Origin of the sequence: Jeotgalicoccus aerolatus, assembly GCF_014635205.1 — a bacterium.
Taxonomy (GTDB): Bacteria; Bacillota; Bacilli; order Staphylococcales; family Salinicoccaceae; genus Jeotgalicoccus; species Jeotgalicoccus aerolatus.
Map to the genome: position 1 here is coordinate 110,090 of NZ_BMCN01000004.1, position 15,145 is coordinate 125,234.

Here is a 15,145-nt window from a genome sequence, read left to right on the forward strand (position 1 = left end):
AAGCCGGTATCCCCCGGCTTTTTTTATGTGTATAATGGCGGTATAAATGACGAAGGTGACGAGATGAAACTAAAATTAATGCTTTTGCTGACAGCTTTATTAATATTATCAGGCTGTTCCAGCTTCAGAGAAATCGATGTAACAGAAGACGGCGAGACTAGACGGATTGCGACTGAAGATACAAATGAAATAGATATACCGGCGGAACCAAAAAATATTGTTTTGTTCCGTACAATCGATCCCGGCAATGCATCTTTACTGGGTTATGATGTTTCTGCTGTCAATCAGGGGATACAAAATAACCAGACTGTCGAGGATGCTTTTGGGGCGGATATCACTTACCTTGAGCCGGGGAATATAGAATCTCTGGAAGAAATCCAGCCGGATTTAATCGTGACGTATTCGCCTGACGAATACTTCGAATCGTATCAAAATATTGCTCCGACAATCAGAATTACATATTCAACAGGTATTATGAGTCCATTCAATCCGCGTGTTTACTTAACCCAGCTGTATTATCTTGGCGTTATATTGAACAAAGAAGATGAAGCTAACCGGATCGGCGATGAATGGGAAGCAGAAACGACCGTATTAAAAAGACAGCTGAACGAGCAGGCAGATGATCAGATGGCGCTTGTTGCCGTCCAGCATGAAGATGGTTACTTAATGTACAATGAATATATGAGTTACGGTACAGAAGCTGTATATGATGTTCTCGGTTTTCAAATGGATGATGCCGCGAAGAGCAATCTTGAAAATGAGCTGTTTGATATAAAACAGCCGCAGGATTTTTCTGAATTCGAAACAGATTATCTATTCGTTAATGTGACAAATACAGCTGACGATTCCATCCGGGAAGCATTCGCACACGCACTCGATATTCCAGCTGAACACGTTATTTTACTAAACAGCGAAGATTTTATTACTAATGATTTAATATCGATTCGAAATCAGACTGAATTTATTATTGATGCGCTCAATGAACGGAGTGAATAAAATGACTGCAATATATCCGGAAGAACTTGGCTACTATTTTAATCAGAAGAAATTTGAACAAATATATTTTCAGACTTTAAAAGGATTTCAGGAAGTAATGCCTTTAAATCAATTTAAAAAAGAAGCGGCTGCTTTTCACGAAGGGACCGAAGACTTTAAGCTGTTTAAACATAATCAGCTGGAGCCGGGGGTCAAACGTTACAGTTATGTAGATGATAAATCAATGCGGATGATTACAGCAGCTTTTTCAGTTGAAAGAGATATTGTCGGTTTGCAGTTTGGGATGCATGAGACATTTGACAGCGACAGGATCTATACTGAAAAATCATACAGTCTTCCTTTTAGAGATGAATGGTTCGTGCTGTGGGGCGGTGCTAATAATTTTTGGAATTATCATTATCCACATGAATCTCAGCGCTATGCCTATGATTTTATCGTAAAAAAAGACGGTAAACCATACAGCGGTGACGGTCAGACGCTGGATCAGCACTACAGTTATGGACTGCCGGTGACCGCGCCTTTGTCAGGCAAAGTAGTCAAAGTATTTGACGGGGTTAAGGATAATGCACCGTTCTCTATGAACATGGAAGCACCTTCTGGAAATGCAGTAGTCATTAAACATGCTGAAGAAGAATATTCTCTTTTAGCCCATCTGCAGGAAGGTTCCATTCTTGTAAAAGAAGGCATGGATGTCAGACTCGGCGATCTGATTGCGAAGTCAGGCAACAGCGGAGCCAGCGATACACCGCATCTGCATTTTCACGTTATGGATACAGAAGATCATGAGAAGGCGCGGTCGATACGTATCAAATTTGGAGAGTTAGATTTCGAACCTAAACAAGGTGATACTTTACAGGGGGAGTAAAATGAAAGTTATTTTATCAGTATTGTTATTTTTAAATATTTTTTCCGGTTCACCGGAAGAAGAGCCTTTAGAAATCTATGAAAAAGAGTTTAACTCTATAAACAAAGAAGCATTTTTTGAAAATCTCGGTCAATATTTAGACAGTTCTTTTACTTTTGCTGCGACCGGCGATGTTTTAATTCACGATTATTTATATGAAGATGTTAGAACTGAAGAGGGTTATGATTTTATCTCGCGCGTTGAAACTGTTGCACCGTATTTACAGCAGCAGGATTTAGTCTTTATGAACCAGGAAACACCGATTGGCGGCGAGGAGCTGGGTCTCAGCGGCTACCCGACATTTAACGCGCCGGAAGAAGTTGCTGATATGCTCAGTTATTTTGATGCGGATATTGTGAATTTCGGTAATAACCATACGCTTGACCGGAGTACTGAAGGCGTTGTCCAAACTGCTGAAAACCTGACTGAACGCGGTATCGAATATGTTGGTGCGAATGTCAGTGAAGAGGATATGGCGCGCGATAGAATTTTTACAGTGAACGGCATCGACGTTGGATTTCTAGCTTATACATACGGTACAAATGGCATTCCCGTGCCTGAAGGCCAGGAGTATCTGGTTAATATAATTGATATGCCGAGAATTACATCGGATATTGAAGCATTGAGAGAGAAAGTCGATGTGCTGATCGTCAGCTATCATCAAGGCGTAGAATACGATGAATTCCCGCGTGATGAGCACGTGCCGGAATACCATATGATGGCAGATGCCGGGGCAGATATTATCGTCGGTTCTCATCCGCATACGCTGCAGCCGATTGAGCATTATGAAAGAGAGGACGGCTCAGAGGCGCTGATTGCCTATTCTATGTCCAATTTCTTCAGTGCGCAGCAGTCGCTGAACACGCGTCTCGGCGGGATATTGGAAGTCACAGTTGAGCAGTCCGGTAATGATACCAGTGTCGGGGATGTGCGTTTTATGCCGACTTATGTCGACAGTAACGAATATGAAGATTTTTATTTGCATCCATTAGGCGACATGGGCATGGATGATGTCTACAGTGATGTAGAAGAACATATGACATCATACAGCGATAAAGTGAACGTGGTGCCTTACTTAGACTAGTCTATGTGTTCTTCTTTTTTAAGAATCGACAGTATGGATATCGCGCCAAATATGATTAATAATATGAGGAAGGGAATATCCCATGTGCTGCTGATATAGTCCTGTGTAAAATAATAAATTGCAGCGAGTGCAATGACGACGAGTAAAATATTCAGACCTTTACTGACTTTAAACATTTGTATCACCTCAAAATGTTTGTTTTCTATTAATTATAGTATCATAATGAAAAAGAGAAAAGTTTGAGGAGAGATTTATATGAATTATTTGATGAGTATCCAGGTACTGCCTTATCACCCTGGGGATGCTAAGCTGTATTCTCATACAACAGGTGCAATTGAACTGATTGAAAACAGCGGTTTGACACACTTCGTCGGCCCTCAGGAAACGACTGTTGAAGGCAGTGTTGATGAGCTCTTTAACTTAGTTAAGAAAATTAACGCGCATTTAGCAAATGAAGGCTGTGAACAAGTTACAACGAATATCAAACTGATTCAGTCAAAAGAAGAAAATCAGATTAAAGATATTTTACAGGATTACTACGAATTTGAAGATGATGAATAAGAAGAGCGAATGCGCTCTTCTTTTTTGCTATAATGACCTTTAAGAATATATAAAGCAGGGTGATGTCATGGGAGAATGCCCGTACTGCAAACATACGTGGACTTATAAAGAAAAACTGCTCGGTTATGCTCTAAAACCGCGGACACGCATTAAATGTCCCGAATGCAAAGAATATCTAGAACCTTCGACCTTGTCGATTATTTATGATTACATTGCCATTCTTTTAGTCGCATTATTTATTTTTATTTTAATACCGATTATGGATTGGCCGATGCTGCCATCGCTGTTAATCAGTTTTATTTTGTTTTTACTATATTTATTATTATTCCAACCGCTGACTGTGCGCTTTAAACGGTATCACTATAAATAGAAAAAACAGGGGGAAAACATTATGTTTACTTTTAATAATCCGACTGAGATTCATTTTGGCCAGGGAGTGCTGCAGACGATCGATACTGTACTTGAAAAATACAGCTATCAATCCTATGTAGTCATCGCCTCGGGGTCTCAAGTAAAAAATGGTATAGCAGAGCTGTTAGAATCACTTCTGCCAGGTCAAATCAAAGCGGTTGTATCTGAGATTGAAGAAAATCCGACTGTTGAAAATGTCGATGCAATTATAAACGCTGCAGCAGAATATCAAGTCGATGCTTTAATTGCTGTCGGCGGCGGTTCAACAATGGATGCTGCAAAAGCAGCAGCCGCTGCAGTGGTTAAAAATACAGATGCACGAACGATTATTCAGGACAAGAATATTAATGAGGCACTGCCGATTATTGCCCTGCCTTCAACGAGCGGATCCGCTTCTGAAGTGACCCCATTTTCTGTCATCAGCGACAAGTCGGCAGGAATTAAAACGTCGATCAGCAGTAAGGCGCTGTATCCGAAAATCGCAATTGTCGATCCGGAACTGACTTATACATGCCCGCCGGCTGTCACGGCAATTTCAGGTATCGATGTGATTTGCCATTCGCTGGATTCCATCGGCGCGGTCAACAATAATCCAGTGTCAGACGGCCTTGCTGTAACAGCTTTAAAATTGGCATTTGATAACCTGGAAACAGCATATACTGAAGGGACAAATGCAGAAGCACGTGCAAATATGGCATTGGCAAGCATGACTGCAGGTCTTGCATTCAGCCAGACAGCAACGAGCGGTTCACATGCTATGAGCTATTATTTAACTTCTGAATTTGGGATTCCTCATGCTGAAGCCTGTGCTTTCAGTTTAGATCAGTGGATTATTCATAATGCTGAGGTGGACCCGAGATTGGATAATATCAGCAAGCAGTTAGGTTTTGAAAACACAGAAGCACTTTCCGAAGCACTGAACACTTTAAAAGAACGCCTCGGTCTGCGCACAACATTTGAAGCACTTGAAATCGATAAAAAACATATTCCTGAAATTGCCCGTCAGACGATGGCTGCCGGAAACTATAAAAATAACCTGGCGCAGCTCAGTGAAAAAGAAATTATAGAAATGCTGGAAACAAAATAAGCCGGAGGATGAATAATGACAAAGAAAAGAATTTATGTCGTTGGGGCTGTAATCGAAGATGAAGATAATAATATCTTGTGCGCTCAGCGCCCTGACAATAAAAATTTAGCGCTGAAATGGGAATTCCCGGGCGGTAAAATTGAAAAAGATGAAACACCTGCACAGGCCTTAAAGCGCGAATTGATTGAAGAGATGACACTCGATATCAGTATCGGAGAGAAAATTACGACGACGGTCTACGAATATGATTTTGGCATTGTAGAACTGACCACTTATTATGCTAAAATAATAAAAGGTGATATCCAGCTTCTGGAACATGCCCAGATGAAGTGGGTGAAGCCGGAGGAGATAGAAAAATTAGACTGGGCACCGGCAGATATTCCTGCAATTGAGATTATAAAACAAAAAAGCGGGAATAGAGTATAGAATAGAAGTGTAATTAAGGGGGGATCTTAGTGGATCTTATTAAAGGATTGTTAGGATTTTTATTTAAAACTTTCGTAGTCTTATTTGCATTAACTGCTGTAGCAGCAGTCGTGCTGGCATTTATACTTAAAAAAGATGTAGATGAAATTCGCGAGTTTACTGAGAATATTAAACACGACTTGTACCGCGGTAAAGAATAAGATTAAAAAATTTCTCCTAAGAATTTTCCTTAGGAGAAATTTTTTATTTATTATTCAGTGCCTTGTCGAGTGATTCTATATTTTTTTCCATCATAGATTGATAAGTAGCATCTTCGGGATCGTTATTTGCCAGTGATTCTAAATTATTAAAGTAAAGCGGCTCAGCATTTGTTTCACTGCGGATGACGTCGGTTACAGTTGAAGTCACGTTTGGTTCGTATAAAATATAAGGAATATCTTCCGCATTGATGCTGTCGATAATTTCAGTCAGTTCCTGCTGAGAAGGTTCCTGATTAGACAGACCATTAATGCCGACCTGATTAAAACCGTACTGATGGGCTAAATAACCGATGGATTCATGCGATATAAAGACGTCAGTATTCACCGGATCTGAGCTGATTTGAGTCAGCTGTTCGTCGAGCTGTTCAATATCTGCTTTCAGTGCTTCATAGTTTTCATTATACATATCGGCATTGTCGGGACTAAGTTCTGTCAGTGCAGTTTTAACTGACAAAGCCATATCAGAAGCGAGAGACGGGCTCAGCCAAATATGTGGATCCATGCTGCCGTGATCATGTTCTTCTTCATCACTGTGCGCTTCTTCGTGGCCGTGTTCATGATGGCTCTCGAGAAACGCTTCGGCATTAATATCAGCCGCAGTTTCAATGATTTCTGTATCATTTTTTATCGTTTCGGCAATACTGCTCGCAACAGGGTCCAGTTCGTTTGAAGTTGTCAGGAATAAGTCGCCGTCGGAGTATGAAATCATATCTTTTTGCGTCGGTTCATAAGAATGCATATCAGCACCCTGAGGATAAATGGATTCTACATTAACGGTATCTCCGGCAATCTGCTCGACGAAACTCGTCAGCGGGAAGACGGTTGTATAGACGGTAAGTGTTTGATCATCTGCACTGTTCTGATTATTGCTGCATGCAGCAAGTGTCAGTAAAAGTAAAAAAAGCAGGGGGGAAATTTTTTTCATAATAAGCCTCTATTCATCGTAATCATTACGATTTAAAATTATATAGGAAGATGGAGAAATGTGCAATAGCATATTTAAGATTAAGAAAGACTTGAAATTTTTTCGAACTGCTAGTAAAATAGATAAAGTGATTTAGAAAAGTATATACCAATCATCTACTGCGTGGATGATCAACTGGCCAGTTGATTCGAGTATATTATCATTTAATATCGATTTAACTTAACGAAGGAGGCGACAGAAATGAGAGTAATCGTTACATTAGCTTGTACAGAATGCGGAGACCGCAACTACAGCACTAAGAAAAACAAAAGAAACAATCCAGAGCGTATCGAAATGATGAAATTCTGCCCTAGATTGAACAAGTACACACTTCACCGTGAAACTAAATAATTTCTTATCGCTATCATCTTCGGATGATAGCTTTTTTTTATATCTGTATTTATATATGATATAATCGTCATTGGGTATATAACCAGAGAAAAAAGTAAGGGGAGTGCTTTGAATGACAGTGATTATGGATGGGAAAAAAGTAGCAGCACACTTATCTGAGGAAATTAAACAGGCTTTAGAAGTGTCTGAATCTCACGGGATTAAACCTAAAGTAGCATTCGTCAGAGTCGGAGATTTATCAGACTCTATTTCATACGAAAATGCGGCGGTGAAACGTTTTGAGAAATTAGGCATCGAAACTGCTCAGTATCATTTTCCAAATGATGTGTCAGCAAGAGTATTTTTAACAAAATTCAGAGAAATAAATGAAGATTATGCTATTCACGGTATTTTGCTTCTGCAGCCGCTGCCAAAACACATTCCAATGAAACGCGTAGCAGAAATTATGAATTCCTTTAAAGATATCGATGGAATGAAAGCGTCGAATCTCGGCAAAGTATTAACGAATGAGCCGGATCGTCTGGAGCCGTGTACACCAGCTGCAGTGATGAGCATGCTTGATTTTTACGATATCGATCTGAAAGGAAAGAATGTTACAGTTGTCGGTGCGAGCGCAGTCGTCGGTAAACCGTTATCACTCTTAATGATGAACAGAGATGCGACGGTAACGACATGTAATCTGTACACGGATGATTTAGTAAAAAAATGTGAAGATGCAGATGTGATTGTCAGTGCAGCAGGTGCGATTAACCTGATTGGCGATAAGCATGTTAAAGAAGGTGCCATCGTCGTTGATGTCGGTATCAACTTTAATGAAGCAGGTAAAATGGTCGGCGATGTTGATTATGAAGCGGTGAAAGATAAAGCATCATTCATTACACCTGTACCGGGCGGAATCGGTGCGATTACAACGACTGTTCTTGCTTATCACTTAGTTAAAGCAACGGAACATCAAAAAGAACCGGTATTGTTCCTGGAAAAATAAACATCAGCCGGCAGGTAAAATCAAAATATCCAATATATCTATAAATGGAACGAAGATAAAATCTTCCGTTTTATATATTTGACCAATGAGCATCATGCTCCATTGGTCTATTTTTATTATTGTCAGCGTGATGCTGAAACGGCCGCCGTCATAAAAATAAGATACTTTAACCGGCACTTTTTCTTTTTCAGCCTGTTTCAGCGTATACTCAATTTCATCGAGCCGGTCATCAGATAAAATTGGACGCTGGATTTTTTCCTGATCATCCATCAGTTTGCCTACATTTTCAAACTGCTCAGGCATTGTGGCGAACGGTGCCCACTTGACCATGCCGCGTCCTTTAGGAATATTTGGTTGTGAATTGCTTTCGGAGCGGCTATGATTATCCATAGTAAATTCCTTCTTTCTGACTTGTTAATTTATATTATACGAACATATGTTCGATTTTTCAAGCTGCAGAATTATGGTAAGTTATAGAAGATATAAAAAGTAGGCGGGGAAATTACATGAGAAAGAAATTAGTCTGGGGTGTCATTACAGTGATTGTGCTTGCTGTACTGCTGCTGCCCTTAGTCGATAAAACCAGCGATACAACACGCGTTATCGTCGATCATACGAGCAGTGAAATCGTTGCACCGTCATGTTTTGACCAGTCGGAACTGACAAACTGGATCGATGAAATGTCGTTTGGCAATGCTAAAAATGAATTGGAATATGACATCAGAGATGATTGCTCTAAAGAATATTTGCAGGAAGGTAAGACGAGTGTTCTAATGCGGATATTTGAAGGATAGTTTTGACTCAGTATATAGAAATTCAAAAAGCCTGTCAGCCTTATTTAATCAAGGCTGACGGGCTTTAAAATTTTACAGATCAGATAATGCTTTTGTAATGTTTGGAACCACTTGTTTTTTACGTGATACAACACCTTCAAGTACCGCGGTGTTCTGATCCAGGGCAACGTCAAATGCACGTTCAATTGAAGAGAACTCAGCGCCTAAAGCTAATACTTTTGAGTTAGAGTTCAGAATATCCGTCACGATTAAAGTAAATAAATCATAACCGTCTTTTTCAATTTCTTCGTTGATTGCCAGTTCGATTTCTTCACGGCGGGCAAATACTTCATCGACATCGACAACGTTAACTTGTGCGATGCGAACATTTTTCTCGCCGATATCAAAAGTTTTAGCGTCGCCTGTAATGAGTTCGCGTGCTGTTTTATCGGCAGTAGATGCACCGGCTTTTAACATTTCAAGACCATAAGTTTCTAAATCGACACCAGCGACAGATTTAAGTTCAGAAGCCGCATCGATATCTTCTTCGGTTGTTGTGGGTGATTTGAATAACAGCGTATCAGAGATAATCGCAGAGAGCATTAAGCCTGCCGCTTCTTTTGATATCGTTAAATTCTTTTCTTTATAGACTTTGTTTAAAATCGTTGCTGTACAGCCGACAGGTTCTGCACGGTAGTAGAGCGGACTTTCAGTTTCGAAGTTAGCAATTCTGTGATGGTCATATACTTTTGCAATGACTGCATTTTCAATGCCTGCGGCAGATTGCTGTTTTTCATTGTGGTCGACTAAAATGACTTCATCGCCTGCTGCAACTTCATTTAATAAGTCGGGTGCTTCAAGGCTGAAGTAATCGAGTGCATATGCAGTTTCACCGTTTACTTCTCCTAAGCGGTATGCCTTTACATCATTGCCGAGCTGTTTTTCAATATCAGCAGCAACGAGTGCTGATGCTACTGTATCTGTATCAGGATTTTGATGACCGAATATTTTTTGTGTCATTATGTCTGACTCCTTTTTATTTATATTAAAACTTTATATAATTATATTTTAACATTACTCGATTTATCTATCTATATCTTAGTTTTTTAAAACGGGATATAATACTGTATGCAAAAGCTTTATCCGCTAGCTTTATATGATAAAATTAAAGCAAATATAATGTTAAAAGCACAGGAGATGGATGTATGTACCAGTATCAGGATGACAGCTTCATGCTGCACACGGATTTATATCAGATCAACATGGCTAAAACGTATTATGAACAGGGGATTCATGAACGGCAGACTATTTTTGATTTGTATTTCAGAAAAATGCCATTCGAGAACGGCTATGCTGTTTTTGCAGGTCTTATACATATAATCGATTATTTAAAAAATCTGCACTTCTCAGAAAGTGATATTGAATATTTGAGTGAACTCGGCTACGAAGATGACTTTTTAAATTACTTAAAAACAATCCGCTTTACGGGGACACTCCGTTCCATGGCTGAAGGTGAAACGGTCTTTAACAATGAGCCGCTGGTGCAAGTTGAAGCGACGCTGATTGAGGCGCAGCTGATAGAAACAGCACTCTTGAACATCGTGAATTTCCAAACGCTGATTGCAACTAAAGCGAGCCGCATCAGGCAGCTCGTTCCGCATGATAATCTGATGGAATTCGGCACGCGCCGTGCGCACGAATTTGATGCAGCATTATGGGGAGCGCGTGCAGCGGTTATCGGCGGCTTTGACGGAACGAGTAATGTCAGAGCGGCGAAACTGTTCGGACTGACGCCGAGCGGGACGCATGCCCATGCTATGGTTCAGGCTTACGGCAATGATTACGATGCCTTTAAGGCATATGCAGAAACACATTCAGACTGCGTATTTTTAGTCGACACTTTCGATACTTTAAAATCGGGGATTCCAACAGCGATTAAAGTGGCTGATGAATTTAAAGGTAAAATTAATTTCAAAGGAATCAGAATTGATTCCGGAGATATTGCATATTTAACAAAACAGGCACGCATTATGCTCGACGAAGCGGGTTATACAGAGGCTAAAATTATCGTGTCAAACGATCTGGACGAGGTGACTATCTTATCTCTGATGTCACAAGGGGCGAAAGTCGACGGCTGGGGGATCGGTACGAAACTCATTACCGCTTATGATAATCCAGCGCTCGGTGCAGTTTACAAACTGTCAGCAATTCAAGATGACACAGGCGCATGGCAGAACCGCATGAAAATTTCCGGCAACGTTGAAAAAACAACGACACCGGGCAAGAAGAATGTCTACCGGATTATTAATAAGGAAACAGGTATGTCTGAAGGCGATTATATTACGCTTTACGACGAAGTGATCGATACGAATCAGCCGCTCCTGATGTTCCATCCAGTACACACGATGAAAAGAAAATCAGTTAAATCATTTGAGCCAAAAGCGCTGCTGCAAGATGTATTTATCGACGGGGAAGTTGTGTATCATTCACCGTCAGTATCTGACATGCAGGAAAACTGCTACCGCAGTCTCGATAAAATTTGGGAGGAAACGAAACGTTTCTTAAACCCTCAGGAATACCCGGTAGATTTATCGACTGAGTTATGGACAATTAAAAATAATCTAATCGAAGAGCTTTCAAATAAAACATTGGAGTGATATTCATGGATCAATTACAGCGGCAGATCATCGATGCCCTGCATGTCAAACCGGAAATCAAGCCGGAAACGGAAGCGCGCGAGATTATCGATTTTTTAAAAGACTATGCTAAACAGCATGACTTTATAAAAAGTTTCGTACTTGGTATTTCCGGGGGCCAGGACTCGACGCTGCTCGGTAAACTCACTCAGCTGGCTGTTGATGAGCTGAATGAGGAAGGGCGCAGCATTCAATTTTACGGTGTCCGTCTGCCATACGGCAAGCAGAACGATGAAGAAGATGCAATCGATGCGATGAAATTTATCGGACAGGATACACAGAGAGCAGTCAATATTAAACCGGCAGTGGATGCCGGAGTTGAAGCGCTGGCACAAAGCGGTTTTGAACTGAGCGATTTTGTGGAAGGCAATGAAAAAGCGAGAGAACGCATGAAAGTTCAATATGCCATCGCTGCGCATACCGGCGGAGTTGTGCTGGGTACGGATCACGCTGCAGAAGCGCTGACCGGGTTTTATACGAAGTACGGTGACGGTGCAGCTGATCTCGCGCCGCTGACTGGTCTGAACAAGAGGCAGGGGCGGGATATATTGAAGCATCTCGGCTCACCAGTGCACCTCTATGAAAAAATACCGACAGCAGATTTGGAAGATGATAAACCGATGTTGAGCGATGAAGCGGCACTCGGTGTCACTTATGAACATATCGATGATTTTCTGGAAGGGAAAACAGTACCTGAAGAAGCATATGACCGAATTAAAAATTTATATATTAAATCACAGCATAAACGCGATTTACCTTACAATCGCTATAATTTACCATACTAGAGAAGAAGGAAGGCAAGATTAAATATGCTTCAGGCAATTTCAGATAACCCTATGCTGATGATATTGGTTATTTTTGTTATCAATATTATCTACGTCACATTTTTAACAATGCGGACGATAATGACCTTAAAAGGATACCGCTTTGTTGCGGCAGCTTTCAGTATTTTAGAAACATTTGTTTACGTCATCGGACTGGGTCTGGTGCTCGATAATCTGGATCGTCCTCAAAATATCGTTGCTTATGCACTCGGTTTTGGTGTCGGTATACTTGTCGGAACGAAAATTGAAGAACAGCTGGCACTCGGTTATACAGTAGTCAGCGTAACGACGGCTAAGAAAACGATCGACTTGCCAAATGACTTGAGGAATTTAGGTTACGGTGTCACGCATGGTCACCAGTATGGACGCGATGGCCAGCGTACGGTAATGCAAATTTTAACGCCGAGAAAATACGAGCGTAAATTAATTGAGACGATTAAAGAACTCGATGACCGTGCCTTTATCATTTCTCATGAACCGAAAAGCATTCACGGCGGTTTCTGGACGAAAGGTTTAAGCAGACGCAAGATGAGCAATTACCAGCCTGAAAACGTTGAAGAAGTGCTGGAAGAAGTTTACGACGCACAGAATCAGGGAGACGATCACAGTGCAGAACAAAAAACCGAAAAAAAAGAAATTTAGAGTAGAACCGGGTGAATCGCTGTCAGATGTATTGGCAGCGATGAAAGCGGAAGGCTATCAGCCGGTCAGACGATTTGAACAGCCTGTTTTTAAAGAAGAAAACGGAGAAGTGACAGTATCGCATCAGGAAATTATGTTTGAAGGAAAATTAATTAACGAGGAGGCATCACAATGATAGAAAGATATACGAGAGAAGAAATGGCCAAAATCTGGACGGAAGAAAACAGATTTGATGCTTGGCTGGAAGTGGAGATTCTGGCATCAGAAGCATGGGCAGAACTCGGTATTATCCCGAAAGAGGAAGTAAAAAATATTCGTCCGAACGCCCGCATCGATGTGGAACGTATTAAAGAAATTGAAGCGGAAACCCGCCATGATGTTGTTGCATTTACACGCCAGATATCGGAAACGCTTGGTGAAGAAAAGAAATGGGTACACTACGGCTTAACATCGACAGATGTCGTCGATACCGCTCAGAGCTACATAATAAAACAGGCCAACGAAATTATAGAAAAAGATTTGAATCACTTTATCGATATTTTAGCCGATAAAGCGCGCGAACATAAGCATACTTTAATGATGGGCCGTACGCATGGTGTCCATGCTGAGCCGACATCTTTTGGTATTAAGATGGCTTTATGGCACCAGGAGATGACACGTAACCTCAAGCGTTTTAAAGACGTTCGACAAGAAATCGAAGTCGGTAAAATGAGCGGTGCTGTGGGAACTTTCGCCAATATTCCTCCGGAAGTTGAAGAATATGTGTGTGAGCATTTAGGTTTAAGTGCAGCAGCAGTCTCGACTCAAACGCTGCAGCGTGACCGCCATGCACACTATGTTGCAGTGCTGGCGCTGATTGCAACATCTGTAGAAAAATTTGCGGTAGAAATCAGACATCTGCAAAAAACGGAAACACGTGAAGTTGAAGAAGCGTTCGCTAAAGGACAAAAAGGTTCGAGTGCGATGCCGCATAAGCGTAATCCAATCGGCAGTGAGAATGTGACGGGGATTGCGAGAGTTATTCGCGGCTACGTGTCAACAGCTTATGAAAATGTACCGCTTTGGCATGAGCGCGATATTTCGCACTCATCAGCAGAAAGAATTATGCTGCCGGATGTAACGATTGCAACGAATTATATGCTGAACCGTTTCGGACGCATTATTAAAAATTTAAGCGTCTTCCCTGAAAATATGAAGGCGAATATCGACAAGACATTCGGACTCGTTTATTCTCAGCGTGTCATGCTGACTCTGATCGATAAAGGACTGTCGAGAGAAGAAGCGTATGATCTAGTACAGCCTAAGGCCATGGAATCATGGGAAACAAAAGTGCCGCTGAGACAGCTGACAGGTGAAGATGAGCAAATTAAAGCAGTGCTGACATCTGAAGAGCTAGATGAATGTTTCAACGAAGCACATCATCTTCGCCGGGTAGATACAATATTTAAACGGGCAGGTTTAGAATAATATGAAGCTGTCAAAACTTATTATCGCAGGGCTGCTGATGTCGGCACTGACAGCGTGCAGCAGCGAGGAACCTGCTGTAACTGAAGCGGTAAACTATACGAAAACGTATGAACCGCTGACTTTCAGCAATCTTGATATACCGGTAAATATCGAAGTCATCGACGGCATCACCTATGCGAACGGCGTACTTATTGTGAATAAAGAGATTCCGCTGCCTGAAGATTATAATCCTGAAATGCAGCCGGAAGTTATTGAAGCCTACACTCAAATGTTTGAAGACGGTGCAGCTGAAGGGCTGAATTTCGAATTGGTCAGCGGCTTTAGAAGTTATGATTACCAGGCGGAATTATATAACAACTATGTCAGCAGAGACGGTAAAGAAGCCGCAGACAGGTACAGTGCTGAACCGGGTCACTCAGAACACCAAACCGGACTCGCCATCGATGTCGGTTCTTATGACAGTGCGGTGCTGTTGCAGACATCATTTGAATACACACCTGAATTCCAATGGATGAAAGACGTCGCCCATGAATACGGCTTTATTATCCGTTACATGAAAGGTAAAGAAGATATTACAGGTTATATGTATGAACCGTGGCATTTGAGATATGTCGGGGATAAAGCAACGGAAATATACGAGAGCGGACTGACGCTTGAAGAATATTTCGGCCTGAATTAAATGCTCGCATGTGCAGTGATTGCACATGCGGGCTT

The 15,145-nt window shown here is 41.2% G+C and carries 21 protein-coding genes; 17 read left to right on the forward strand and 4 right to left on the reverse strand.

Annotated elements, in window-relative coordinates:
* The first annotated feature begins 63 nt into the window (after window positions 1–63).
* From IEU81_RS10355 to IEU81_RS10365, 3 genes are read left to right on the forward strand one after another with little or no spacing between them, the layout of a single operon-like run.
* Complete coding sequence (locus IEU81_RS10355) at window positions 64–996, forward strand: ABC transporter substrate-binding protein (RefSeq protein ID WP_186090940.1); 933 nt, start codon at window positions 64–66, stop codon at window positions 994–996.
* 1 nt (window position 997) lies between these two features.
* Complete coding sequence (locus IEU81_RS10360; RefSeq protein ID WP_092596426.1) at window positions 998–1,861, forward strand: M23 family metallopeptidase; 864 nt, start codon at window positions 998–1,000, stop codon at window positions 1,859–1,861.
* A 1-nt stretch (window position 1,862) separates the two neighbouring features.
* Complete coding sequence (locus tag IEU81_RS10365; protein ID WP_186090941.1) at window positions 1,863–2,984, forward strand: CapA family protein; 1,122 nt, start codon at window positions 1,863–1,865, stop codon at window positions 2,982–2,984.
* On the opposite strand, the gene IEU81_RS10370 is transcribed toward IEU81_RS10365, so the two are convergent.
* Window positions 2,981–3,160, reverse strand: coding sequence for a hypothetical protein (locus IEU81_RS10370; protein ID WP_092596420.1), 180 nt, complete (start codon window positions 3,158–3,160; stop codon window positions 2,981–2,983). The two genes, IEU81_RS10365 and IEU81_RS10370, sit on opposite strands and share 4 nt — an antisense overlap.
* A gap of 79 nt (window positions 3,161–3,239) precedes the next feature.
* Here IEU81_RS10370 and IEU81_RS10375 point away from each other — a divergent pair, with 79 nt between their 5' ends.
* The 5 genes from IEU81_RS10375 to IEU81_RS10395 all read left to right on the forward strand — a co-directional run bounded on the left by IEU81_RS10375 (window position 3,240) and on the right by IEU81_RS10395 (window position 5,669).
* Window positions 3,240–3,545 carry a thiamine-binding protein gene (locus tag IEU81_RS10375; protein ID WP_092596417.1) on the forward strand — a complete coding sequence of 102 codons (306 nt, stop codon included), beginning with the start codon at window positions 3,240–3,242 and terminating at the stop codon, window positions 3,543–3,545.
* A 67-nt stretch (window positions 3,546–3,612) separates the two neighbouring features.
* A complete protein-coding gene (locus IEU81_RS10380) occupies window positions 3,613–3,915 on the forward strand; it encodes a TIGR04104 family putative zinc finger protein (RefSeq protein ID WP_186090943.1) in 303 nt (100 codons plus the stop codon).
* Window positions 3,916–3,936: 21 nt separating this feature from the next.
* Window positions 3,937–5,043: an iron-containing alcohol dehydrogenase family protein gene (locus tag IEU81_RS10385; RefSeq protein ID WP_186090945.1), complete on the forward strand. Its 1,107-nt coding sequence runs from the start codon at window positions 3,937–3,939 to the stop codon at window positions 5,041–5,043.
* Between the two features lie 15 nt (window positions 5,044–5,058).
* Window positions 5,059–5,469, forward strand: a complete 411-nt coding sequence (locus tag IEU81_RS10390) for a (deoxy)nucleoside triphosphate pyrophosphohydrolase (RefSeq protein ID WP_186090947.1) — start codon at window positions 5,059–5,061, stop codon at window positions 5,467–5,469.
* Window positions 5,470–5,498: 29 nt separating this feature from the next.
* A complete protein-coding gene (locus tag IEU81_RS10395; RefSeq protein ID WP_169516110.1) occupies window positions 5,499–5,669 on the forward strand; it encodes a hypothetical protein in 171 nt (56 codons plus the stop codon).
* 43 nt (window positions 5,670–5,712) lie between these two features.
* Here IEU81_RS10395 and IEU81_RS10400 read toward each other — a convergent pair whose 3' ends face one another.
* Window positions 5,713–6,654 (reverse strand): metal ABC transporter solute-binding protein, Zn/Mn family, encoded by a 942-nt coding sequence (locus IEU81_RS10400; protein WP_186090948.1) that lies wholly within the window; start codon window positions 6,652–6,654, stop codon window positions 5,713–5,715.
* Between the two features lie 240 nt (window positions 6,655–6,894).
* Between IEU81_RS10400 and rpmG the strand changes: the two genes are divergently transcribed.
* Window positions 6,895–7,044, forward strand: coding sequence for a 50S ribosomal protein L33 (gene rpmG, locus IEU81_RS10405; RefSeq protein WP_035811226.1), 150 nt, complete (start codon window positions 6,895–6,897; stop codon window positions 7,042–7,044).
* 112 nt (window positions 7,045–7,156) lie between these two features.
* Window positions 7,157–8,029 carry a bifunctional 5,10-methylenetetrahydrofolate dehydrogenase/5,10-methenyltetrahydrofolate cyclohydrolase gene (locus tag IEU81_RS10410; protein ID WP_092596401.1) on the forward strand — a complete coding sequence of 291 codons (873 nt, stop codon included), beginning with the start codon at window positions 7,157–7,159 and terminating at the stop codon, window positions 8,027–8,029.
* Window positions 8,030–8,032: 3 nt separating this feature from the next.
* Here IEU81_RS10410 and IEU81_RS10415 read toward each other — a convergent pair whose 3' ends face one another.
* On the reverse strand, window positions 8,033–8,419 hold the full coding sequence (locus tag IEU81_RS10415; RefSeq protein ID WP_092596398.1) for a YolD-like family protein: 387 nt from the start codon (window positions 8,417–8,419) through the stop codon (window positions 8,033–8,035).
* A 116-nt stretch (window positions 8,420–8,535) separates the two neighbouring features.
* On the opposite strand from IEU81_RS10415, the gene IEU81_RS10420 reads away from it, so the two are divergent.
* Window positions 8,536–8,823, forward strand: coding sequence for an alpha-amylase (locus IEU81_RS10420; protein WP_092596396.1), 288 nt, complete (start codon window positions 8,536–8,538; stop codon window positions 8,821–8,823).
* A 72-nt stretch (window positions 8,824–8,895) separates the two neighbouring features.
* Here IEU81_RS10420 and IEU81_RS10425 read toward each other — a convergent pair whose 3' ends face one another.
* Window positions 8,896–9,822 (reverse strand): manganese-dependent inorganic pyrophosphatase, encoded by a 927-nt coding sequence (locus IEU81_RS10425; protein ID WP_186090950.1) that lies wholly within the window; start codon window positions 9,820–9,822, stop codon window positions 8,896–8,898.
* A 185-nt stretch (window positions 9,823–10,007) separates the two neighbouring features.
* Here IEU81_RS10425 and IEU81_RS10430 point away from each other — a divergent pair, with 185 nt between their 5' ends.
* The 6 genes from IEU81_RS10430 to IEU81_RS10455 are packed head-to-tail and all read left to right on the forward strand — an operon-like array spanning window position 10,008 to window position 15,110.
* The gene (locus tag IEU81_RS10430; RefSeq protein WP_186090951.1) at window positions 10,008–11,459 is read left to right on the forward strand and encodes a nicotinate phosphoribosyltransferase; all 1,452 of its coding nucleotides are present in this window, start codon (window positions 10,008–10,010) and stop codon (window positions 11,457–11,459) included.
* 5 nt (window positions 11,460–11,464) lie between these two features.
* Entirely contained in the window at window positions 11,465–12,283 is an 819-nt protein-coding gene (gene nadE / locus IEU81_RS10435) for an NAD(+) synthase (RefSeq protein ID WP_092596388.1), read from the forward strand.
* A 24-nt stretch (window positions 12,284–12,307) separates the two neighbouring features.
* Window positions 12,308–12,964, forward strand: coding sequence for a DUF2179 domain-containing protein (locus tag IEU81_RS10440; protein WP_092596385.1), 657 nt, complete (start codon window positions 12,308–12,310; stop codon window positions 12,962–12,964).
* Complete coding sequence (locus IEU81_RS10445; protein WP_092596382.1) at window positions 12,930–13,139, forward strand: NETI motif-containing protein; 210 nt, start codon at window positions 12,930–12,932, stop codon at window positions 13,137–13,139. The genes IEU81_RS10440 and IEU81_RS10445 overlap by 35 nt, the downstream gene beginning before the upstream one ends.
* Window positions 13,136–14,431, forward strand: coding sequence for an adenylosuccinate lyase (gene purB, locus IEU81_RS10450; protein ID WP_186090953.1), 1,296 nt, complete (start codon window positions 13,136–13,138; stop codon window positions 14,429–14,431). Before IEU81_RS10445 ends, purB begins: the two co-directional genes overlap by 4 nt.
* A 1-nt stretch (window position 14,432) precedes the next feature.
* Window positions 14,433–15,110 (forward strand): M15 family metallopeptidase, encoded by a 678-nt coding sequence (locus IEU81_RS10455; protein WP_231957236.1) that lies wholly within the window; start codon window positions 14,433–14,435, stop codon window positions 15,108–15,110.
* The last annotated feature ends 35 nt before the right edge of the window (window positions 15,111–15,145 follow it).